Raw genomic sequence first — 18,597 nt, forward strand, 5'->3', positions numbered from 1 at the left:
CCCCAAGCAGGCTAGTCCACCTTGACCACCTGCAGCTCAGCTCCTCCTAGTAGAATCAAATACTTATCTACTTGGCTAAGACCATAGGAACGGCTGAGTGCTTCAGCATAGAGATCCAGCTGAGCTCGGTAGCGCTCTACCAACTCTGTCGACTCATGATAGCGATCAGTCTTATAGTCAAAGAGGACAATGCGATCATCAAAGAGCAGGTAGCCGTCTAAGATTCCCCTAACAACAAAGTTTTGACCACTGGCCGGATCCTGCTTGAGCATGGCAAAAGGGGCTTCACGATGGAGATGATTGACCTCCTGCTGAATTAGCTGACCTAGTTCTGTAGCGAAAAAGGCTTCAATCTTAGCCAAGTCAATCTCTTTCTTAACTGCCGCATCTGACTGAACCTGAGTCAAGGCTTGACGAATGCTAGTCTTAGTAATAGGTCGATCCAGCGGAATCCTTTGCATGAGTTCATGAACAGCAGAGCCGATTTGAGCTCCCGTGACTTGCTTCTTCTTGCCAAAATCAGGCAGTTCAAAAGTCAGCTGAGTCTGATGGCTTCGAGGCGCATCCATAATGTCCAGCCCTTCTGAGTCCATAACCGGCCCATAGAACTTCTTGATTTGACTGGGTGTACGGACACTAGGCAATTCAATAGCCGCTTGATAAAGACTGTTGAGCCGATCTACATTCTCCAAGATATCCAGAGCTCGGCGGATATCTTCTGACTGACGGTTGCCCGTCAAATCATCTACTGGAATAGGATCAGCCTGCTCCACTACGCCAATCTGCTCGTCTGTCAGCTCCTGATCAGTTACAAAACGGGTTTGATAAGCTAGATTTTCCTTTTCAAACACTGACTGAATAGCATAGAGCCAATCCTGAAAATTGGTCAACTGGCTACGAAGGCTGCTGGATAAGCGACCATTTTGGCTGCTTCCCCACTTGCGCTCTTGGAGCTTAGCTTGATTGCCCTTGCCGACCAGATAGAGCTTGGTTTCAGCCCGCGTCATGGCCACATAGAGCAGACGCATCTGCTCAGACAAGCTAGCCAGCTTGAGTTCTTCGGCATTCTGCTGATAGGGTAGGGTTTCCATGGAAATGCGGATCTGCTTGGGCGCATGAGGATCCTGAGCCTCAACATACACATCAGCCACATATTTGATTCCGATGCCTTTTTGTCGGCTGAGGATAATTGCAGAGCTGCTATCCTGACGATTGAAGGCCTTGTCCATATTGAGTAGAAAGACATATTTGAACTCCAGCCCCTTACTCTTATGGATGGTCATTAGCTGGACAGCATTTTTCGGAGCAGCCAGAGGGACACTAGCCAAATCATGCTCATTTTTCAAAATCCGGTCAATCATGCTGATAAAGCGAGATAGCCCCTTGAAACTCGACTTTTCATAGTCGTTGGCCCGCAAGGACAGGGCGTAGAGATTGGCCTGACGCTGTTCGCCGTTGGGCAGAGCCCCCACCATATCATAGTAAAAACGATCCTGATAAATCTTCCAGATTAAATTATAGAGAGAATGGGTCTTGGAATAGCTGCGCCAGTCATCCAGCGTTTCCTGGAAATGTTGCAGTTTCTTGCGCAATTCATCATGGATGAGCTGAGGTTCCAGACCTTGATCAGCCAGAGCATTCCTCAGCTTTTCGTAGAGATTTTCCATAGACTTGGTACTGGAGGCTTGCAAGGCTAGCCGAGCCAATTCGTCCTCATTAAAGTCAAACATCGGCGACTTTAGGAGAGCAGTCAGGGCATAGTCATTGAGAGGATTGTTAATGGTCCGCAAGGTATCCAGCATCACCATAACCTCTACCGACTGGAGGTAGTTGGTCTCGCCATCATCAGGCACAATCGGGATATGATGCCGATCAAACTCTGCCAAAATCAGATCATTGCGGGTCCGCGAAGCTGTCAGTAAGGTCATGTCCTTGAAATCCACTCCTTCTTGATTATGGAGGCGGATAATTTCCTTGATTACCAAGGCTACTTCACCAGCTGAGATACTAGGTAGACCTTGATCAGAATCCTCTTCTTCGCTATCAGCGCTACCATCATAAATCAGGAACTCCGCCTGATTGGCTGGATTCGGCTCCCGTTTGGCTGGATTTCCTGCCACCAAGTAGTGGGTCTCATTGTAGTCAATCTCGCCGATTTCCTCGTCCATGAGTCGTTTAAAGACATCATTGGTCGCTTCCAGCACCTCGATGTGACTGCGGAAATTTTCCTTGAGGATAATCAGCTTGCCCTGACTAGGATCGGCCTGATAGAGTTTAAATTTATCGTTAAAAATTTGCGGATCGGCCTGACGGAATCGATAGATGGATTGCTTAATATCGCCAACCATAAAGCGATTATTTCCTCGAGCCAGCAATTCCAACATCCGCTCCTGAGTATGGTTGGTGTCTTGGTACTCATCGACCATGACCTCATGGTACTTATCCTGATAATAACGCCGCACTTCTGGATAATTTTCTAAAATCTCAATTGCAAAATGACTGATGTCGCCAAATTCAAAAGCATTTTCCGCTACCTTGCGTTCCAAATAAGCTTGCGAGAAATCTCGGACAAAATCGCGTAACAAATCCAGTAGAGGAAGAGCTTCCGATTGATGCTGCTCCATAAAGTTCAGATGGTAGAGGCGGACATCCAGCTCTTTAATTCGCTCTATCAAGGGCTTACGGGCTTCATTATAGGCTTGGGCTATCTCTTTTTTGAGCTCGTCTGCATTTTTACCAACTCGGGCAGTAAAAGCCTGATGGTTAGAGGTCTTGGCTAATTCTAAAAAGCGCTGAATCAGGTCTAGCAACTGCTCCGATCCAGTCTGCTCTGTCAGCTCAGCCAAGATATCTAAGGCTGCCTGAACATTTTCCTGATACTTAGCCCCAGCAAAGGCTTGGCCTTCATGAGCTAGATGGCTCTGGAAAAAATCTTCCAAATCCAGCAAAGACTGCCTAGCTCCAGATAGTATTCGCTCCCGCTCTGCTCCAAAATCACTGGTTTCATAACCTAGAAGAAAGGTTTCCTCCAACCATTTCCGCGGATTGCTGGTAGACTGGAGAAAACTATAAATACTATAAATCTGCTGGCGAAAACCAGAAATGTCCTTGCGCTTACCAATAAAATTTTTGACCAAGCGACTGAACAATTCCTGTTGATCACTCTCATAGTAGGTATCGAAAAGCTGGTCAAAGACTTCATTTTGCATAATGAGCTGCTCACTGGTCGACTGTAAAATCCGAAAATGCGGTGCCAGCTCCAGCAAGTAGCCGTACTTATTGACTACTTTCTGGGTAAAAGCGTCCATGGTACCAATATCCGCATTGGCAATCTCAGCCAACTGCTGAGCCAGATGCTGGCGGAGTTCCTGATCGGAAGTCTCCTTGAGTACCAGACTCAGCTCCTTCTCCAGCCGCTCCTTGAGCTCACCTGCCGCCTTGACAGTAAAGGTGGAGATGAAGAGTTGGCTGACCTCTACACCCCTGAGAATCTGGTCAATGATCCGTTGAACCATAACATAGGTCTTACCAGAGCCAGCAGAAGCCGAAACGAGAATATTCTGTCCAGAGGAGTAGATTGCTTGGATCTGCTCTGGTGTACACTTTTGTGGCTTGTCAGAGGCAGCTTCCTCAGCCTGCTTGACTAGGATATCCTGCTCGTTTAAAAAGGGAATCCATCTCATTTATCTAACTCCTCCTTGATTTTTTCTAACCAGGCTTGACGCAGCTTTTCGCCTGTTGGTCGTTTATCGTATTGATCCAGGTTTAACTTGGTCAGCTGTCTAGCCTGCCCCAGATGGAGATTAGCCTCAAAGCCTGTAATGGCCTTAAACTGGTCCACGTAAGGGGCAATACTGCGCCCATTTTCTGTATACGGATTGATGGCAAAACAGCCAGCTAAAATGCCTTCTGCTGCTTGCTGATAGAGGAAAGCATTATAAGCCAGAATCACTTCCAATTCTTCCTTAGTCAGCAAATTAACCTTGCTTTTCTCATAGTTAGGGCCCAAGTCCTTGGCCTTGTCAGCCAGAAAGAGTCCTTTGTAGACCTGACTTTTCATGACCTGTTTCACAGCTTCGTCCAGTGCCTTGGTGTCCTTGATGCTAGCTAGAGGCTCTGTCATCTGTAGGTACATGGCGCCGAAAATTCCCTTGTCTTCTTGGTATTCTGGCATTTCTCGGATAGCTGCTAGGTAGGTCGGCAGCTGAGAATTAAGCCCATTAAAGAACTTCTCAAAGCTGAATTTGGTATCGCCAGACTTGTAATCCACGACTCCCAGACTCCCCGTCTCCGTCAAACGATCAATACGGTCCACCTTGCCGCTCACCTGAAGAGCTCTGCCATTGTCCAAAAGCAAGAAAGGCCGTTCATCCCGACCAAAGTCAGTCTCCTTATCGATGACCTCCAGCCCATCCGACTGAGCCAAGATACGGCCAGTAGCCCGAGCCGTGTCCAATAGCAAACGGCGGGCAAACTGGGTCTCGCCATTTTCTCCATAGATAGACTCAAACTCATCCTCCCAGCTAGTCTCCTCCATGGCCCGCTGCAAGCGAGTGTCGAAATCCTGCTCCAGCTGCTCCTGCATAACCTTTTCAAAGATTCTGTGGAGGAAAATCCCGTGACTGCGCGCATCCGGCTGAATGGTCCACTCCTCCTGCAACCGCAAGACATACTTAAGGAAATAGGCATACTGGTTTTTAAAATATTCATTGAGGGCAGAAGCTGATAGTTTCAAAGGCTGCTCTGAAGGATACAGAGCCTGAAGGGTTTCCGACTTGAGAGTCTCCGTCTTCAACTCCTTGCTGATCTGGGGAATGGAAATCCCTTCAGCTGCCAACTTCTTACGCAAGACTCGAATTGCCACCGCCCAAAAAGTCTGCTCCTCCGGTGTCCATTCGCGGTCAATATCCTCCTGATAGAGGTCAATCACGCGCGCCAATAGAGCCCAATAAGTCCCAATATCGTCGCTGCTAGCCTGTGGTTTCTTGCTGATGATAGGTAGGGAAATAGGCACTATTTCCAGCTCTGTCAGATAGGAAGACATGGCATCTTCTACTTCATTGATTAAGACAGGGGCAGACAAAACCAAATCTTCTGTCGCTGAATTAAGCAAGGATAGCGCTGCAAAGCGATTTTTCTTGAGATTTTCACTGCTGGATATCTGCAACTCAGCCTCATCCCCAGTTGCTTGGTTTAATTTCTGTCGTTCTTCGTCACTGAGCAGACTTTTATTTTGAGCTAACTTGGGCAAGCGCTCCTGCGTCAGCCCGATGGCATAGACATAAGGCGCTGCCATGGGTTCAATCAAATCGTAAGACTGAACCGTCACCACATCCACTGTCGCTGGTACAACTCGGTACTTGGCCAGAAGCATACCAGACAGAATCAGAGCCAGAAAATCATCCATCCTCAGCTTGCTACCATCAAACACCTGAGCAAGCTGCTCTAAGACATGGCAAAAGGTCTTCCAGACCTCCTCCTGACGCTCTACTTCCTGCTGGCTTGCACCTTCCAGCAGACCAGTCAGATTGGCATCTAGGCGAACTTCTTTTATAAAATTGGTAAATTTAGTCAAGAGACCAGCCGCTGTCTGACTGCGTGATTTGAAAAAGTCTAACAAAGGCGTGATAAGGCTGCGACGCATGACATTGAGCCGCTTCAGGTCAAATTTCTCCTGACGGTTAATGGTAAAATCCCTCCCCAGCTTGGCTGCCCCTTTAATTTCCGCAAAGCGAAGGTACTGTTCAAAGTTATCCAGCTCCTCCTGACTCAAGCCGCCATACAGGCCGGTTTTTAGAAGATTGAGCAAGTATTCTGTCTGAAAATTATAACGTTTCAAGCGCTCCAGTGACTCTAAAAATTGGACTAAAGGATGCTGGGACATGGGCTCAGACCGCCCTAAATAAAAGGGAATTTGATACTGGTCAAAAATGGTCTTCAGCTGGAGTTGATAGGCCTCCACATCACCCAAAAGCAGCCGGATATCCTTGTAGCGGGCGCCATCATGGAGCCGCTGACGAATGGACTTGGCCACATACTCTAGTTCTTCTTTTTGATTACGAACCGACCAAATCTCTACATGAGAGCGATCCTGCCCAGTCAATTCCACATGGGTTTCAGAAAAATCATAGCGACTCTCTAAAATCTTGGAAATCTTGCCAAAGGCATCATCCGACTGAGTCGGATCTCCCGCTAGATACACTGGCTTGACCTGATAAGTTTGAGCCAGCTTGAGCAAAAAGTCCACGCTGGCCTGATAAAGATTGCCCTCACGAAAGGCTGTCCGGTAGGCTTTTTGACTAGCATAAACGCCAATAATAATCTCCACTCCCTTGCGATGCAGCAAATCTACTAGATACTCTTCTTCTGCTGAGAAGCGAGTAAAGCCATCGATAACCAGCGCAAGATTAGCCAATTCACCATCCAGATCGCCGGCTAGAATATGCTGAGCGAAGATTGTGAGTTTAGAAGTCGCATCATAATTTCCCGCCTGAAGAGCAAGCGAAAAGGCCGAGAAAATCTTGAGCAAATCCTCGCGCTTCTCTGGCTCTTCTAGATGATTCAAATCCGCAAAAGTCATCTGAGCCGTCTGAAGCTCATGATAAAGTTCTAGTAGTTGCTGGATAAATTGTGCATCCTTCTTAATCCGCCCATAAACTTTGAGTTCTCGATCATCCATTTCCGATAAAATCCGATAAAATAGCATACCTAGACCAATGTCGTCCAAGGGCTGTCCATCTTGAACATCATTAAGGACAAAATAGCGAGCCATCTGAGCAAAACGGGTCACCGTAATAGCAAAGGAAGCCTGATTTTCCAATGCCTCCAAAACTGCTCGCTCCTTTTCAAAAGAAAGGGAGTTGGGCGCTATATAAAAGACCCGCTTGCCGGCCGCTGCTAAGTCCTGAGCTTGCTTAGCCAAATGCGCCGTCAAAGGACTGCGGATATCCGTATAAAGTAATTTCATACCGTCTCTTTTCAACAACAAAATATAAAAACATTATATCATGTTTGCGAGAAAAAGGCTTTGTCTAAAAGAAAAAGCCCCGCCGAAGCGAGACTTTTCGTGTCTGATTTTATAATTGTTATCTGGGAACGAAATCGAATTAAGCTTCGATTTCAGTAACCATACCTGAACCAACAGTACGTCCACCTTCACGGATAGAGAAAGTAGTACCTTGTTCAACGGCGATTGGGTGGATCAACTCAACGTCGATAGTTACGTTATCACCAGGCATTACCATTTCAGTACCTGCTGGAAGTTCGATTGAACCTGTAACGTCAGTTGTACGGAAGTAGAACTGTGGACGGTAGTTGTTGAAGAATGGAGTGTGACGTCCACCTTCTTCTTTAGTAAGGATGTAAACTTCACCCTTGAATTTAGTGTGTGGGTTGATTGAACCTGGTTTAGCGATAACTTGACCACGTTCGATTTCATCACGTTGGATACCACGAAGAAGTACACCTACGTTGTCCCCTGCAAGACCTTCGTCAAGCTGTTTACGGAACATTTCAACACCAGTAACAACTGCTTTTTGGATTTCTTCTTTGATACCAACGATTTCGATTTCATCGTTGACACGAACAGTACCACGGTCGATACGTCCTGAAGCAACTGTACCACGACCAGTGATTGAGAATACGTCTTCGACTGGAAGAAGAAGAGGTTTGTCAGTATCACGTTCTGGTTCTGGGATGTACTCATCAACAGTGTTCATCAATTCCATGATGATGTCTTCGTACTTAGTATCACCTTCAAGAGCTTTAAGAGCTGAACCTTGGATAACTGGAAGATCGTCACCTGGGAAGTCGTATTCTGACAAGAGGTCACGGATTTCCATTTCAACCAATTCAAGCAATTCTTCATCATCAACCAAGTCGATCTTGTTCATGAAGACGATAAGGTGTTTAACACCAACCTGACGTGAAAGAAGGATGTGCTCACGAGTTTGTGGCATTGGTCCGTCAGTTGAAGCTACTACAAGGATAGCTCCGTCCATTTGAGCGGCACCAGTGATCATGTTTTTAACGTAGTCCGCGTGTCCTGGAGCGTCGATGTGAGCGTAGTGACGTTTTTCAGTTTCGTACTCAACGTGCGCAGTGTTGATAGTGATACCGCGTTCGCGTTCTTCTGGAGCAGCATCGATAGACGCATAGTCTTTTGGTTGGTTAACTGATGAAGGCAAGCGACGTGCCAATACAGTTGTGATAGCTGCTGTCAAAGTAGTTTTACCGTGGTCAACGTGTCCGATAGTACCAATGTTAACGTGTGGTTTACTACGATCGTATTTTTCTTTTGCCATTTGAGTAAAAGCCTCCAATAAAATATATTTTATAGATAGACAGTAGGCAATACAGTCTAACTTTCCTTACTATTTTATCAAATTTTACTGAAAATGCAAGCCTTTTACACATTTTTTGTCAATTATTCCTTATCTAGCTTATAGTAAGGCTGATTGGGAACGGAAGCACCGATACTCGAAGCATAAATCCACTCTTTTCCTTCTAATTGAGTGAAATTTTCAGCTTTTCCTGTCAGGATGACACCGGAGAAAGTCAATTGATCCCGATTTTCTGCTTCACGAATATCTAGCTGACCAAATTTCTTGAGATAGGACTCCACATCATTGTACGTGTTGTACCCACTAACACTTGGGAAAAGATTTTTATCTGCCTTTTTCAGATAATCCAAGAAAGTCTGCTGCTCTTTCTTAGCCTCTTTTGCCTTCTTTCTAACATCTGAATCATAAGTAAAGAGAAGACCAGCGTTAGCTCCGTAAGTCGTCTTAGGATCAGTGCGCAATGCCCCAGTATTGTCAACATCTTCTGACTTACTGCCAATCCAGTACCAGTTGATTTTGAGATTGTTCGGTATCATCTGCTGGATTTCCTTATAGGTATAAGCTTTATCAAAAGTCAAAGCTACTTCCACCAATTGATTCGGCATTTCTTTGACAGAAGCAAGTTCTTGAGGGATTCGCTTTGTATCTATTGTTCCTTTAGCATTAATATTGTAGAAGACCGGATATTTTTGACGCAGGGTTCGCGTATAGGTTCCTGAGAGAGACAAATAAGTCCCTTCCGCAGTCGGATCTCTAAAAGCACCTATGAGTGAATAGTTCCCCTCATAGGAAGGATAAGCCACCTTCACTCCATCTAAATCTTTGAAACGATCAGAATGTAAGGTTCCTGAAAACAAAGAATTTTGAGTGTAGTAAAGACTGTCATAGTCAACATTAGGGTAGGCGATTTCCGACATAACTTCGTACTCTTTCTGCAAATTTCGACCATTACTAGAGGCTAATTCTATCAATCCCTTTCCTAGTAAAAGCAATAAAGCTAAGGAGACAAGACTACTGATGGCAACTGTCTTCCAAAGTCGTTTTCTTTTACTTTTCTTCGCTAAAATTTCAAATGTTTCCATTTTTATATCCTTTCTTTTCCAATTTATGGCGGAGCTTAATTCGGCTACGCATGAGTTGCACTTTCACTTTACTTACAGAATACGACATAATTTGAGCGATTTCCTTTACTGTAAAATTTTGGAAATAATAAAGATCTAATAGCATTGCTTCCTTGGTAGGGAGCTCTTCTATCATCGTCCTTAACAGCTCATAATGGTCGTTTTCAAATGGTTGAATCACATCTTGTTTAAAAAATTCCTTTTGCAAAATTTCTAGATAATGCTGATCGCGCCTATAGCGATCGATATAGCAGCGGATGGAAACCCGATACATCCAAGCTCGCATCTTCTCTGCTGGGATGACCAGATCAGTCTCTAACATTTTGACAAAAACATCCTGCACCACATCTTCTGCTTCGGCCTTAGAAGCTCCTGACTTTTGCAAGTAGAAGACAATCTCTCGGGCAAAGCCAATCAAGATGTTTTCGTATTCATCCAGTTTGATAATCTCACCTCCCCACAACTTCCCCTAAAATCTCTCATTATTTGCACTTCTTTAAAAAGAATAACAAAAAAGCCTTTCTAATCCAAAGCTCACAGCTGCTACTTCTCATTTGAAACTGCTTTTCTATTCTTCCCCCTTTCTACTAGTATAACGAATAGAAAGTCATTTTGGTTACAAAAGTTTAAAAGACGACAAAGAAACCCCAGATAGATTGAAACTATCTAGGGTTAATATCTTATAGATTTTATTGAGAGATTGACTCTGAGTTAGTGATTTGTTCAAAAGCAGTTCCCAGAGCCTGTTCTGCAGTTTCAGCTTGAGACTGATGAGCTTCCACTGAATGGACTGATTCAGCTGGTTCTGAAACTGAGGCTGAGAATGCTGATTGAGTTGACTCTTGAGTTTGGGCTTGGCTAGCAGCAAACGGTTGAGTTGGCTGGTTCACTTGATTCTGACCAAAAGGTTGCTGAGGCTGACCAAATTCTGGATTCTGAACGGGTGCTTGTTGCTGAGCAAATGGTTGGTCTTGGTGAACAGGCTGACTAAACTGTTGGTTTTGAGCTGGCTGTTGAACTTGACCAAATTGTTGGTTTTGTGTCGGCTGTTGTTGTCCTTGGAATCCAGGCTGAGCAAACTGTTGGTTTTGAACTGGTTGTTGAGCTTGACCAAATTGCTGACCTTGGAAGCCTTGTTGACCATAAGGAGCCCCATTAACTGGCTGAGCTGGTTTGCTAGCTTGGCAAAGCAAGACAATCAGAGCAATAGCACATGGCAGAGAAACCAAAGCAGCTAAAATATTCAAAACTGGAATGAGAGAAGCTATTGTTGGTCCTACTCCCAGAAAAATAAATGACCAGTGGAAGCCAGCGTCGCGAAGACGACGAACTGTGATAGCAAGATAGGGAACGATCGTTGCAAGCCAATAGATGGTAAGCAAGAACATGATGAACACAGCTAAACCAGCGCCAGCCATAGCTCCAGATAAATCAGGTTCATAATCGTACAATCCCGCATAATAAATTTCACTAAAAAGTGGAATGAGGAAGCCGAAAAAGGCAATCAACGAAAATGGTAGAGAAATCAAAAAATTACATAGGACAACCCACCAGAAATCTGAACGGCTTGAACGACCACTAAAGTCTGCATAACGAGTCCAAAATTTTTTATAAGCAGAAAACATAGAAATCTCCTCTAAATTTTTATTAACAGGATTCATTGTATCATAATTTTAGCTCGAAATCAAGGTAAGTTAATCCTGGCTCACTCTCAGAGAAAGGAAACAGGGGTTACTTTACCGTTTCAATTTCCCATGAACCCCAGCCGCTGAAGCGAATGGCTCCTTGTTCATCTGTACGAAAAATCTGTGTCTGAATGTTCTCAAATCTGTCCAGAGTTTCCTGATGAGGATGCTTGTAGCGGTTATTCTTACCGGCAGAAATGAGGGCAATTTTGGGCTGAAGCTGATGTAAAAATTCTGGGCTGGAGGAGCCCTTAGAACCGTGGTGTCCTGCTTTTAAGACATCCACCTTGAGTTGCGGAAAACGCCGCATCAAGGTAGCTTCGCCTTTCTCCTCTAAGTCTCCCGTAAACAAAAAGCTGGTTCCAAAAAATTGCCCATACAAGACGACAGAGTCGTCATTACTGCCGTCACCCGTCTCCTCAGGATAGAGAACTTGCAAAGCTCCATCAAAAATTGGAAGGCTATCTCCTACTTCTACCGCATGAACTCCCGTCTGCATCCGCTCCAATTTCTCCACAAAATCCGACTGGGTCAAACTTCCCTTAGATACATAAATTTCCTTTATAGAGAAATGCTTGGCCACCTCCAACATATCACCCATGTGATCGGCATCTGTGTGGGTCAAAACCAGTACATCCAAGCGACTCACTCCCCGACTTTTCAGATAGGGAATCAAGGTCTTTTCTGCATTTGTCGAAGCAGTCCTCTTCTGCCATGCTTCTTTTTTGCCAATCTCCACTCGACCACCCACATCAATCAGAACAGATTTCCCCCGCCAATCGCGCAAAAATATACTATCTCCCTGCCCAATATCAATGACTGTAATTTCATTTTGTAGAGGATGTTTAGTAAGAAAAAATAGCAGAGCAAGAGTCAAACTAAGTAAGGTCACAACTTTCTTCTGCCTATGAAAATCATAGAGCAAGCCAAGAGTAATAAGCAGGCCTAGCATCATCCAGATAGATGGCTGACCAAAAACCACTGGTCGAGAAGAAATAGAGGCCGTCCAACGGATTAGCCCTTCCAACAGTTCAAATAAGACATTGACCTGAGTGATTTTCAAAAGAGGTGATAGGGCAAAAATAAAGGTCAGGGCTGGAAGCATAAAAAGATCAAAAACAACTGAGAATAGAAAGGTCAGCAGAATAGACCAAGGCTGAAACTCTGAAAAATAGAAAATCAGAATCGGTAGAATGCCCAGTGAAATGGTCAGACTTTCTGCCAGCACCTTTCTCATAGGAGGTAATGCTTCAAAATCCATGATAGAGATGACAAAAGCATATGAACAGGAAAGAACGCCACCCGTCGTCAAGAGAAAATTTGGCATGAAAATGGCTAGGAGCATGATCGTTAAAGCAAAGTTATCCAGCTTAGTCACACCAAACTGCGAGAGCAGCTTTTGTACTAAACTCCTCACGACCGACACTGAAAAGCCCGTCAAACCCGCATAGATAAAGGAAAAGGGTAGTTGTATCCAATCGACGGTTTCTCTTTTCAAACCAGATTTGAGGAGAATCCTGCGAAAACCGTCCATGAAATAGCCGACCTGCATCCCAGATAGGGCAAAGAGGTGGATAATTCCCAGACTGGAATAAAGTTCATTCATCTCGGCAAAATCTGTATCCAAATCACCAAACAAGAGTCCAGTCATATAGTGGCTCATGGGACTAGGAAAATTTTCCTTGATATAAACCAGGGCCTTTCTCCGCCAAACCGACAGCCAGTCCCAAGGATTAAAACTGCTAAAATGCTGGCTGGACTTGATTTGATTGATTTTCAAAATCCTGTAAATCCCCTGCGTTTTTAGATAAACCCGATAGTCAAAACCTGAAAAATTGCGTTGGTCTTCTGCTAAACTAAGTTCTCCATCAATCTTCACAAGGAGTTGATCGCTCAGCTTTTGAAAAGTGATTTTTTCCTTTTCTGACTGGATTTTATAAAAGGCCTGATAGGTTCGACCATTGGAATAACCACGAAAAGAAAGCGAGTCGCCATTGACTTTAATTGTATCTGGCTTGATCACAATGGTAGAAATGATTTTCGGTTCATCTTGAAAGGCTTGATTAGCCACTTCTCTCCGAAATAGGAAAAATCCTGCAAAGAGACTCAAGAACACCAAAACAAGTAGACTATTTCTGGTCGGATAAAGCCAAAAGAGTCGAACAAGGAGGACTGCCAAACCTAGATAAGCTGGCAGACTACTAGTGTAAATCGCAAAGTAGGCCAGCACCAGCAAAAGACAGAAATAGATTGGTTTGATAGGAAATTTATTTATCCACTGTGACATAGTCTTTTAATTTTTCTAAGGTTTTTGCACCGATTCCTGAAACATTTTTCAGCTCATCTACTGACTTAAACTTGCCATTGGCTTCCCGATAAGCGATGATATCTTGCGCTTTCTTTTGACCGATGCCTGAAACTGTCTGAAGTTCAGCTTCGGTCGCCGTATTGAGATTGACCAAGCCAGACTTCCCTTTTGCCGTTTCTCCATTTCCAGCGGGCGTCTGACTAGCTTGCGTCACATCTGCTCCTTCCTCACCGACTTTAGCTACATAGACAACTGCCTCATCTGTTAATTTTTGAGCCTGGTTAATGGATTTTGACTCGGCATCTGGCAATAGGCCACCTGCTTTTTGTAGGGCATCATGCACACGCGCTCCTGCCTGCAACTGATAAACTCCTGGATTTTTGACAGCTCCTTTGACATCAACGGTGACTTCTTTCTCAGATTCCTCTGAATCCATATCTTTTTCTGAATCGATTTTTTCTTGATTCGCACTTCTTTTTTCTGCATTAGTTTCAGATGAAGCTGATGTAACCACTTCCTGAGCCAGTGCACTGACCTGATTCTGTGGCTGAGCGTTGCCCTTCAGCAAGAAAAAGCCAGCCAAGACGACTCCTATCAAAGAAAGTCCAACAAAAATCTTGTATTCCTTTAATTTTTCAACTATTTCTTCAAACATAATTTTTCTCCTTTATCTTTATATTCGTAAAAGAAAAGGGAAAATATAAAAATCTGAAACAAAGTTCCAAATATAAATAAGAAAAACTAAAACAGCCTTTAGATAAAAATCTAAAAGCTGTTAGCATTATTTTCTATGCTTATCTGGATCCCAGACAAAGCTTGCAAGGAAACTAAAAATGAAGGTCAAAATACCAATCAAAGCTGCTGGAATAAAGGCAATTGCTCGTAAAATCCGCCAGAAGATATTTGGTTTTTTACCTGTCTGGTAGGGCGCTACTTCTGCATCCAAGCGGTCAAACTCTGCCTGAATCCGACGAGCCACTTCCTCAACTCCCTCATCATTCATCTTTTTGATATCAGAAATATCAATTGGATTGCCGAAGTTCATGTCCACGCGCTCCCCAGCTGCCAAGCCTTTGAGGCTCATGGGACCAGCATAGACAACCGGCATGATCCGAACCTTAGCCATCTTAGCAATCACTGCCACTCCTCCCTTGACATCCGTAGAATGACGGCTGCCGCTCGGGAACATAATCAGAGAACGATTGCTCTTTTTCAGCATATTGACAGGGTATTTGATCGCTGACGGACCAGGATTTTCCCGGTCAATAGGAAAGGCACCACACATGCGAATCCACCAGCCGAACACGCGATTTTCAAAGAGCTGTTTCTTAGCCATGAAAATAAACTGCTTGGGCTTGGTCGCAAAAGCCATGTAAACTGGATCCCACCATGTTCTGTGAGGAGCCACTAAGATGTAGTTTTCATCTTGTGAAGGAATCTTCTCTTTATTATGGTAATGGGCATTGCCATTCAAAGCCCAGAGAATAAAAATCACTAGACCTCGCAAATAAGTATAAAACATAAACTCTCCTTATTTCAAACTGTGATTGTACTTGAAATTTGTTACATCCTTTCTCATTATACCCTATCCCATTATAGTCTGCAATATTTTTCCAAACTTTGGCTGTAACAGCTGATTCTGATAGCTATTTCTATAAAAAAATGGTATCATTATTTTCATGAATAAGAAAGAATTAATCGGTTTAAACCAAACCCAAGTAGATGAAAAGATTTCGCAGGGCTTGACCAACGATTTTACAAGTGACACCAGTACTAGTAACTGGCAAATCGTTAAGCGGAATGTTTTCACCCTTTTTAATGCCCTTAACTTTGTGATTGCTCTGGCCTTGGTCTCTGTCCAAGCCTGGAGCAATCTGGTCTTCTTCGCAGTTATCAGCTTTAATGCTGTCACCGGTATTATCACGGAACTGCGGGCCAAGCACATGATTGACAAGCTCAATCTAGTCAGCCGAGAGCTAGTCACAGTCATCCGCGACGGCCAGGAAGTCAAAATTCAGCCAGAAGAAATTGTACTGGGTGACCTAATCAAGCTGTCAGCTGGTGAGCAAATTCCCAGTGATGCCCGTGTGGTAGAGGGGGTTGCCGAGGCCAATGAAGCCATGCTGACAGGGGAGAGCGACTTGGTTCTCAAGGAAGAAGGCGCTGAGCTGCTGTCTGGTAGCTTTCTGGCTAGTGGTCAGATTTATGCTGAGGTACACCATGTCGGTGCAGACAACTATGCCAACAAGCTCATGACTGAGGCTAAAACACTCAAGCCTATCAACTCGCGCATTCTATACAATCTTGCGAAAATTTCCCGCTTTACTGGAAAAATCATCATTCCTTTCGGATTGGCTCTCTTCTTTGAAGCCCTGATGATAAAGGGACTGCCTGTCAAGAACTCTGTCATTACCAGCTCGACAGCCCTTTTGGGTATGCTGCCAAAGGGAATCGCCCTGCTGACAGTCACGTCACTTCTGACAGCTGTCATCAAGCTAGGTATGCGCAAGGTTCTTGTTCAGGAAATGTATTCTGTTGAAACACTGGCTCGGGTGGATACTCTCTGTCTGGACAAGACCGGGACAATTACCCAAGGTAAGATGACTGTTGAAGCCTTGCATAGCCTGTCAGATAAGTTTTCTAATGAGACAGTCGGTCAAATCTTAGCAGCCTACATCCAAACCAGCGAGGATAATAACCCAACCGCCCAGGCTATCCGCAAGGGCTACGGCCATCTGGACCATGCCTATACTAGCGACAATGTCATCCCATTTTCTAGTGACCGAAAATGGGGCGCTATGCATTTATCCAGTGTCGGAACTATCTTTTTGGGAGCACCTGAAATGCTGCTGGACAGCAATCCTGCAGCGGTTGGAGAGGCTCAAAAACGAGGATCGCGGGTTTTGGTACTGGCTCACAGCGACCAAGTGCTAGACAAACACAGTATCCAACTGCCTGAAGATATGACCGCTTTAGCTGTTCTGGAAATCACTGATCCTATTCGTGAGGGAGCGGCTGAGACACTGGACTATCTGCGTTCTCAGGATGTTGATCTGAAAATCATCTCTGGTGACAATCCTGTGACCGTTTCGCATATCGCGAGCCAGGCTGGATTTGCCAACTACGACAGCTACATCGACTGCTCTAAAATCAGCGACCAAGAACTAGTTGAGCAAGCAGAAGAAACAGCCATCTTCGGTCGTGTTTCTCCTCATCAGAAGAAGCTGCTCATCCAGACTCTTAAGGCTGCTGGTCGGACAACAGCCATGACCGGAGATGGTGTTAATGATATCTTGGCCTTGCGCGAAGCAGACTGCTCCATCGTCATGGCGGAGGGCGACCCCGCAACTCGGCAGATTGCCAACTTGGTCCTTCTTAACTCCGACTTTAACGATGTCCCTGAGATTCTTTTTGAAGGTCGCCGGGTCGTTAACAATATCGGCCGGATTGCTCCGATTTTCTTCATCAAGACCATTTATTCTTTCATCCTGGCTATCATCTGTATTGCCAGTATCCTGCTAGGAAAACCGGAATACCTCTTGATTTTCCCATTCATCCCGATTCAAATCACCTTGATTGACCAGTTTGTCGAAGGTTTCCCACCCTTTGTCCTCACTTTTGAGCGCAATATTAAGCCGGTTGAAAAGCACTTCCTCAAACGCTCCCTGCAGCTAGCTCTGCCAAGTTCCCTCATGATTATCTTCAGTGTGCTATTTGTCCGTATCTGGGGCAGCAGCCATGGCTGGAGCGACATTGAAATGGCCACTCTGACCTACTACTTACTAGGCAGCATCAGCTTCCTGTCCGTCATCCGGGCCTGCCTACCACTCAACCTCTGGCGCGCTCTTCTGATCATTTTTTCAGTCGCAGGCTTCTATCTATCCGCCTTTGTTCTGCAACACCTTTTGGAAATTGCAACGCTGACAGCCGCAACCTTGCCAGTCTATCTGATTCTCATGGTTTTCTTTATCGGAATTTTCATCGCTTGTACTATCAAGCAAAAATATGAATTCAACTAATATTCGCACCTGACTGTTTCTGTCAGGTGTTTTTTCCTATAAAATTTCTCTTTCTTCTTTGGAATAGCACTTAATCATGCTATAATGTTGGTATGACAGAAGCAAAATTAAAAGACGGAGAAAGAATCAACCAACTCTTTTCCACTGATATAAAAATCATTCAAAATAGCGAGGTTTTTAGCTATTCAGTCGATAGTGTCCTGCTTTCTCGCTTTCCAAACTTACCCAAACGAGGGCTCATCGTCGATCTCTGCGCTGGAAACGGGGCTGTTGGTCTCTTTGCTAGCACACGGACTCGGGCCCAGATTCTAGCGGTGGAAATTCAGGAACGTTTGGCCGATATGGCCCAGCGTTCCATTGAATTAAATCACCTTACTCAACAGATGCAGGTCATCCATGACGACTTGAAAAATCTAGGCGCCCATATACCTGGCAGTAAGGTTGACATCATTCTCTGCAATCCTCCCTATTTCAAGGTAGATGAACATTCCAATCTTAACGGCAGTGAGCATTATCTGCTAGCGCGTCACGAAGTTGCTACGAATTTAGAAGAAATTTGCACGATTGCCCAGCGAGTTCTCAAGTCCAATGGTCGCTTAGCAATGGTTCACCGTCCTGACCGATTTTTGGATATTTTAGAAACTATGAAAAACCATAATCTAGCGCCCAAGCGCATCCAGTTTGTCTATCCCAAGCAGGGGAGAGAAGCCAATATGCTCTTAATTGAGGCTATTAAAGATGGTTCACCAGACGGCCTGAAAATCCTCCCGCCCCTCTTTATACACGAGCAAGACGGCAGCTATACACCAGAAATTCAAGAGATTTACTATGGAAAATAAAGCCTATATGTATGTCCTTAAATGCGGAGACGGCACCCTCTACACAGGCTATACCACCGATGTAGAAGCTCGCCTCAAAACACATCAGGCTGGAAAAGGAGCCAAGTACACTCGCGCCCGATTGCCCGTCACACTCATCTATCAAGAGGAACATCCCGACAAATCTGCAGCCATGTCGGCTGAAGCCCTCTTCAAAAAGAAGAAACGAGCTGAAAAACTAGCTTTTATAGAAGAAAAACGTAGTAAGTCCTGAAACTTACTACGTTTTTTGAGTTCTACATTC

General features: G+C 44.6%; 12 protein-coding genes. 3 read left to right on the forward strand and 9 right to left on the reverse strand.

Going from position 1 to position 18,597, the window contains the following annotated elements; genetic code table 11:
• Positions 1-11 precede the first annotated feature (11 nt).
• The 9 genes from addA to PAN94_RS04850 form a co-directional block, all read right to left on the reverse strand.
• A complete protein-coding gene (gene addA / locus PAN94_RS04810) occupies positions 12-3,683 on the reverse strand; it encodes a helicase-exonuclease AddAB subunit AddA (RefSeq protein WP_285874898.1) in 3,672 nt (1,223 codons plus the stop codon).
• Positions 3,680-6,967, reverse strand: a complete 3,288-nt coding sequence (gene rexB / locus PAN94_RS04815) for an ATP-dependent nuclease subunit B (protein ID WP_285874899.1) — start codon at positions 6,965-6,967, stop codon at positions 3,680-3,682. Before rexB ends, addA begins: the two co-directional genes overlap by 4 nt.
• Before the next feature lie 139 nt (positions 6,968-7,106).
• Complete coding sequence (gene tuf / locus PAN94_RS04820; protein ID WP_005590656.1) at positions 7,107-8,303, reverse strand: elongation factor Tu; 1,197 nt, start codon at positions 8,301-8,303, stop codon at positions 7,107-7,109.
• Between the two features lie 122 nt (positions 8,304-8,425).
• Complete coding sequence (locus PAN94_RS04825; protein ID WP_285874900.1) at positions 8,426-9,424, reverse strand: anti sigma factor C-terminal domain-containing protein; 999 nt, start codon at positions 9,422-9,424, stop codon at positions 8,426-8,428.
• Positions 9,411-9,881, reverse strand: coding sequence for an RNA polymerase sigma factor (locus PAN94_RS04830; protein ID WP_285875006.1), 471 nt, complete (start codon positions 9,879-9,881; stop codon positions 9,411-9,413). Before PAN94_RS04830 ends, PAN94_RS04825 begins: the two co-directional genes overlap by 14 nt.
• Positions 9,882-10,152: 271 nt before the next feature.
• Positions 10,153-11,088 (reverse strand): DUF805 domain-containing protein, encoded by a 936-nt coding sequence (locus PAN94_RS04835; protein ID WP_285874902.1) that lies wholly within the window; start codon positions 11,086-11,088, stop codon positions 10,153-10,155.
• Between the two features lie 106 nt (positions 11,089-11,194).
• Positions 11,195-13,435 carry a DNA internalization-related competence protein ComEC/Rec2 gene (locus PAN94_RS04840; RefSeq protein ID WP_285874903.1) on the reverse strand — a complete coding sequence of 747 codons (2,241 nt, stop codon included), beginning with the start codon at positions 13,433-13,435 and terminating at the stop codon, positions 11,195-11,197.
• On the reverse strand, positions 13,416-14,111 hold the full coding sequence (locus tag PAN94_RS04845) for a helix-hairpin-helix domain-containing protein (protein ID WP_268730968.1): 696 nt from the start codon (positions 14,109-14,111) through the stop codon (positions 13,416-13,418). The genes PAN94_RS04840 and PAN94_RS04845 overlap by 20 nt, the downstream gene beginning before the upstream one ends.
• A gap of 126 nt (positions 14,112-14,237) precedes the next feature.
• On the reverse strand, positions 14,238-14,978 hold the full coding sequence (locus PAN94_RS04850) for a lysophospholipid acyltransferase family protein (protein WP_005590662.1): 741 nt from the start codon (positions 14,976-14,978) through the stop codon (positions 14,238-14,240).
• Positions 14,979-15,135: 157 nt separating this feature from the next.
• Here PAN94_RS04850 and PAN94_RS04855 point away from each other — a divergent pair, with 157 nt between their 5' ends.
• From PAN94_RS04855 to PAN94_RS04865, 3 genes are all read left to right on the forward strand, one after another.
• Positions 15,136-17,475 (forward strand): cation-translocating P-type ATPase, encoded by a 2,340-nt coding sequence (locus PAN94_RS04855; RefSeq protein ID WP_285874906.1) that lies wholly within the window; start codon positions 15,136-15,138, stop codon positions 17,473-17,475.
• Between the two features lie 92 nt (positions 17,476-17,567).
• Complete coding sequence (locus PAN94_RS04860; RefSeq protein ID WP_285874908.1) at positions 17,568-18,314, forward strand: tRNA1(Val) (adenine(37)-N6)-methyltransferase; 747 nt, start codon at positions 17,568-17,570, stop codon at positions 18,312-18,314.
• Positions 18,304-18,567 carry a GIY-YIG nuclease family protein gene (locus PAN94_RS04865; protein WP_285874909.1) on the forward strand — a complete coding sequence of 88 codons (264 nt, stop codon included), beginning with the start codon at positions 18,304-18,306 and terminating at the stop codon, positions 18,565-18,567. The genes PAN94_RS04860 and PAN94_RS04865 overlap by 11 nt, the downstream gene beginning before the upstream one ends.
• Positions 18,568-18,597 lie beyond the last annotated feature (30 nt).

The sequence above is a fragment of the Streptococcus sp. SC1 genome (genome assembly GCF_030272855.1).
Taxonomy (GTDB): Bacteria; Bacillota; Bacilli; order Lactobacillales; family Streptococcaceae; genus Streptococcus.

Bases quoted from the DNA above. Each gene is read 5' to 3' on its own strand.
- addA (WP_285874898.1), bottom strand. From the start codon at position 3,683: ATGAGATGGATTCCCTTTTTAAACGAGCAGGATATCCTAGTCAAGCAG.
- rexB (WP_285874899.1), bottom strand. From the start codon at position 6,967: ATGAAATTACTTTATACGGATATCCGCAGTCCTTTGACGGCGCATTTG.
- tuf (WP_005590656.1), bottom strand. From the start codon at position 8,303: ATGGCAAAAGAAAAATACGATCGTAGTAAACCACACGTTAACATTGGT.
- PAN94_RS04825 (WP_285874900.1), bottom strand. From the start codon at position 9,424: ATGGAAACATTTGAAATTTTAGCGAAGAAAAGTAAAAGAAAACGACTT.
- PAN94_RS04835 (WP_285874902.1), bottom strand. From the start codon at position 11,088: ATGTTTTCTGCTTATAAAAAATTTTGGACTCGTTATGCAGACTTTAGT.
- PAN94_RS04840 (WP_285874903.1), bottom strand. From the start codon at position 13,435: ATGTCACAGTGGATAAATAAATTTCCTATCAAACCAATCTATTTCTGT.
- PAN94_RS04845 (WP_268730968.1), bottom strand. From the start codon at position 14,111: ATGTTTGAAGAAATAGTTGAAAAATTAAAGGAATACAAGATTTTTGTT.
- PAN94_RS04850 (WP_005590662.1), bottom strand. From the start codon at position 14,978: ATGTTTTATACTTATTTGCGAGGTCTAGTGATTTTTATTCTCTGGGCT.
- PAN94_RS04855 (WP_285874906.1), top strand. From the start codon at position 15,136: ATGAATAAGAAAGAATTAATCGGTTTAAACCAAACCCAAGTAGATGAA.
- PAN94_RS04860 (WP_285874908.1), top strand. From the start codon at position 17,568: ATGACAGAAGCAAAATTAAAAGACGGAGAAAGAATCAACCAACTCTTT.
- PAN94_RS04865 (WP_285874909.1), top strand. From the start codon at position 18,304: ATGGAAAATAAAGCCTATATGTATGTCCTTAAATGCGGAGACGGCACC.